This window comes from Halorientalis regularis, from assembly GCF_023698535.1.
GTDB classification, from domain to species: Archaea; Halobacteriota; Halobacteria; order Halobacteriales; family Haloarculaceae; genus Halorientalis; species Halorientalis regularis.
In genome coordinates this window covers 1-3274 of the sequence record NZ_JALJCL010000037.1, presented here as the reverse complement: position 1 = coordinate 3274, position 3274 = coordinate 1, and the positions used below count along the sequence as shown (strand labels likewise).

The 3274-nt window shown below is 60.0% G+C and carries 5 protein-coding genes and 1 pseudogene; 4 read left to right on the top strand and 2 right to left on the bottom strand.

Going from position 1 to position 3274, the window contains the following annotated elements; translation table 11 throughout:
* Positions 1 to 1104: pseudogene (locus MU521_RS21260) on the top strand (helix-turn-helix domain-containing protein); the annotation flags it as partial.
* A gap of 305 nt (positions 1105 to 1409) precedes the next feature.
* Here MU521_RS21260 and MU521_RS21255 read toward each other — a convergent pair.
* Positions 1410 to 1730, bottom strand: coding sequence for an HVO_A0114 family putative DNA-binding protein (locus MU521_RS21255; protein ID WP_250864855.1), 321 nt, complete (start codon positions 1728 to 1730; stop codon positions 1410 to 1412).
* Between the two features lie 17 nt (positions 1731 to 1747).
* Positions 1748 to 2062, bottom strand: a complete 315-nt coding sequence (locus MU521_RS21250) for a winged helix-turn-helix domain-containing protein (RefSeq protein ID WP_250864854.1) — start codon at positions 2060 to 2062, stop codon at positions 1748 to 1750.
* 162 nt (positions 2063 to 2224) lie between these two features.
* Here MU521_RS21250 and MU521_RS21245 point away from each other — a divergent pair, with 162 nt between their 5' ends.
* From MU521_RS21245 to MU521_RS21235, 3 genes are all read left to right on the top strand, one after another.
* Positions 2225 to 2536 carry a hypothetical protein gene (locus tag MU521_RS21245; protein ID WP_250864853.1) on the top strand — a complete coding sequence of 104 codons (312 nt, stop codon included), beginning with the start codon at positions 2225 to 2227 and terminating at the stop codon, positions 2534 to 2536.
* 170 nt (positions 2537 to 2706) lie between these two features.
* Complete coding sequence (locus MU521_RS21240) at positions 2707 to 2952, top strand: transcriptional regulator (RefSeq protein ID WP_250864848.1); 246 nt, start codon at positions 2707 to 2709, stop codon at positions 2950 to 2952.
* The coding region (locus tag MU521_RS21235) for a Fic family protein (protein WP_250864852.1) at positions 2949 to 3274 on the top strand (326 nt) is incomplete at its 3' end. The genes MU521_RS21240 and MU521_RS21235, both read left to right, overlap by 4 nt.

Below are 3274 nucleotides of genomic sequence, written 5' to 3'. Positions count from 1 at the left end.
GAAGCCGGCGTGACCATCCATCGCGAACTCCTGCTGGCGCCGGGGCTGGATCACGACACGCTGGATTCCATTCGGGCGACGCTGCTCCATGAGGCCCAGATCCAGTCTCAGTATCGTGATCACACGGTCTACCGCCAACTCTACGAACAGCGGCCGGACAAAGTCCGCCAGGCCCCACTCGTCGACGTTGACGCAGCCGATCCCTTCGGCGAGTACATCGGCTCGCTAACGATTCGTGGTCCCCACGCCAGCGACCTCGGGCAGCATCTCGAAGGCTACCTCCGCAGCGCTAACCGGCCGACTCGGGAAGACGCGCCCGAGATCGCCGTTCGCCTGCCGATTGGGACGGCTGGTCCCGAAGCCTATGCCGAGACAATATCACGACTGTGTTCTCAGAAGAATCTCCACAAGACTCGTGAGGCGGTGACGCTGTGCCGGGCGCTGGCGGCTAGTCCCCATGCCGTTGCCGATGGTCTCCACTGGCTGGAGCGTGAGGATACACCGCGAGACCTGCGCCTCGATGAGGTCCGATACGCCCTAGCCCAGCTGGGGCCGGCCCGCCTCTTGCCTGACGCGACGCCAACGGTCAGTGCGGCGGTCGCGACGCTGCTGAAGGCCGAGCAACCGCTCTCCCAGACGGAACTGGCCGCCCGAGCCGACGTGTCGACGCGGTCGCTCCGGAAGTACGTCGACGTGCTGGCAGCGCTGGATCTCATCCGCGAGACCGAGAGCGGGTATCGGCTGGCGCTGCCGTTCCAGGACGACGAACGGGGCGACCGGATCTGCCCCGAACCAATTGCCACCGGCGCAACTACAGCGACCGAACTGCTCTGGGAGGTGGCCGACGTTCTCTTGGACGAGCCGATGCGGCTGGGCGACCTCGACGACCCGGTCGGGGCCGCATTTGCCTATCCCGTCGACTTTGACGTGCTACGGCGGGAATGTCCGCGGATCAACCCCTGGGTTCGCGTCGCCAGAATCCTCTGCGACGCTCCATCTGGGCCGGACCAAGTGGTGCGGTTTGGTGTCCGGACCGAACAGACCGCACTCGCCCAGAAATCGCTCGCGACTGCCGACAAGTCGGTAAATCTAGCTGACGACTGATCCAATTCACCTACACACTCTCGATATTTCATATTCCTTGAAGGCCTGGAAAATGGCAGATTCTCTTGTAGAACGTGAAGCCCAGAGGACATAGAACGGGTGGGGCAGACCGGACTACTGGGTGCGGACACGCGTGTTGTGGGTAACACCTTCGTGGTCGCTCACGCTCGGCGGTACGCTGGGACACCAGAAAACAGAAATCACTCGTCGAGAGTGTCGAAGAGGTCGCGCTCTTCGTCCATTAGCTTCCGGACACGCTTGCGGACTGCCTCGATGTCGTTCCAGGATGGCTCCTGCATCTGTGGTCAGATCGGCTCGACGGTGATGTGTTCTTGGACGAGGTAGGGGCGCTTTGCCCGGCCGTCCTCATCGTATTTGATGACACCGTGTTCGGCGAGGACGCCTAGATCACGGCTAACCTGTCCCTTGTCACGCCCGACACACCGGGCCAGATGACGGACAGAGTCGATATCGTGAGTGCGGAGGGTCTCGATGAGTTCGCGCCGCTTGGGCGTCAGGACTTTTTCAGCACTCTCTAAGCTGAGGACCTGCACACGATCCATCCCGCCCCTGGCGAGAGCCCGGGCCATGTCAGCACGTCGGGTCGCATCGCGATCGTCACTCATGGACGCCTACTCATGGGTCATTGCTGCAGTTGCTTGTTGACAGCCCCATCAACCTGATGCAGGAGTGTGAGAATCTCGCTCTCGGCGTTGGCCCGGAAGCGCTGTGGTGAGGTATCCTCGACCGGCTCGAGGATCTCCAGGGCGAGCAGCAGGTCGAAGTGTGTATGGACGGACTGCCGGCTCACACCAGCCTGCTCTGCAAGTTCGGTTTTCGTATACTCGGTGCCGGGAAGCGAGTCCATCAGTGCATCAAGGATGTATCCCACGCTGTCGTGTTGCGTGAGGACACGCCAGCCGCTTGGATACTCATCCCGGAGGTCGCTGATCTCCATCGTGTCCCTCTTATCGCGTGGTTTTTGGCTCGACATAGTGGTTCACTGCGGGCCGTCCCGCGTAATTATATAACTACTACGACCAGCAGCAGTGTTAAAGCTGTTGGACATAGGTGTCCAAACCAAACAACGTATAAGTCCTACCCGGTCGGATGCAAGCCAATGACAGACCCGGCGCGTTTTGTGTGGAAATTAGCACGCCGCCATACGTGGGGCTCTCCGATCCCCGAACAGGAGTTGCTCAGGCTTGTCGCACGAAACGAAGACCACGACGAGCTGCGGGAAACGCTAGAGGATGATGTCCTCACACTCTCATTTGTCACCCGGGGCCAGAACGGAGTCTACATCCCGAACGGCCAAGATATGCATCTTGAAGCCGCTGAGTGGCTTCGTGAGAACACGGAGTTGTCCGATCTGAAAATCAAACATACCCTCTCGCGTCTACCTGACGACTGGCCAGACGGTAGGTTCTGAGCTTTCGTGAACCCGGCCCGCGGTCCCTATCCGCGGGCGAATCTGAACGCCCCGAGGGGCCGGTGTTTACATCCATTTCTTACTCGGGAAGTGAATTAAGAGTATCCATTTCCCAAATCCGAAATGGCCATCCGGGCAGAGGACCAACACTCATTTACGAGATGGTGGATATGGATTCAGCAATGCCGCGGAAACGCGATGAGGAAAGTGGGAAATACACTGATTCCTATGGAGACGACGATTTTTTGGCTGCACTTCGCGACGAGGACGGCGTTGCCGGCACCTCTGACCTCGCTGCTGCTGTTGGATGTAGCTCGCGCCACGCACTGAACCGACTTCGGGAGCTCGAGGATGCTGGAAAGGTGACCAGCAAAGACGTTGGGCGGTCACTGGTCTGGATGCTCGACGACGAATGAGCGATCTTCCGACTGCGGATGAGGTTATCGAGATCCACGACGAGATCGAAGAGCAGTACGACCTGAAGCACACTGGTGCCGCTGTCGCATCCCCGTGGCTGGAACTCCGAGAAGTCCTCGAAGACACCGAGGAGTACGATGGCACCTACCTCCGTGCAGCTGGACTGCTCCGACACATCCTCACGGCGCACGTCTTTGAGGACGGCAACAAGCGCACTGCGTGGACGACGACCGTTCTCTACCTGGAGAATCACGATGCCGAGCCCGCAGTTCGTGAACGTGACGAAGCCGAGCAGGTTCTCAAACGCATCCGCCGCTTCGA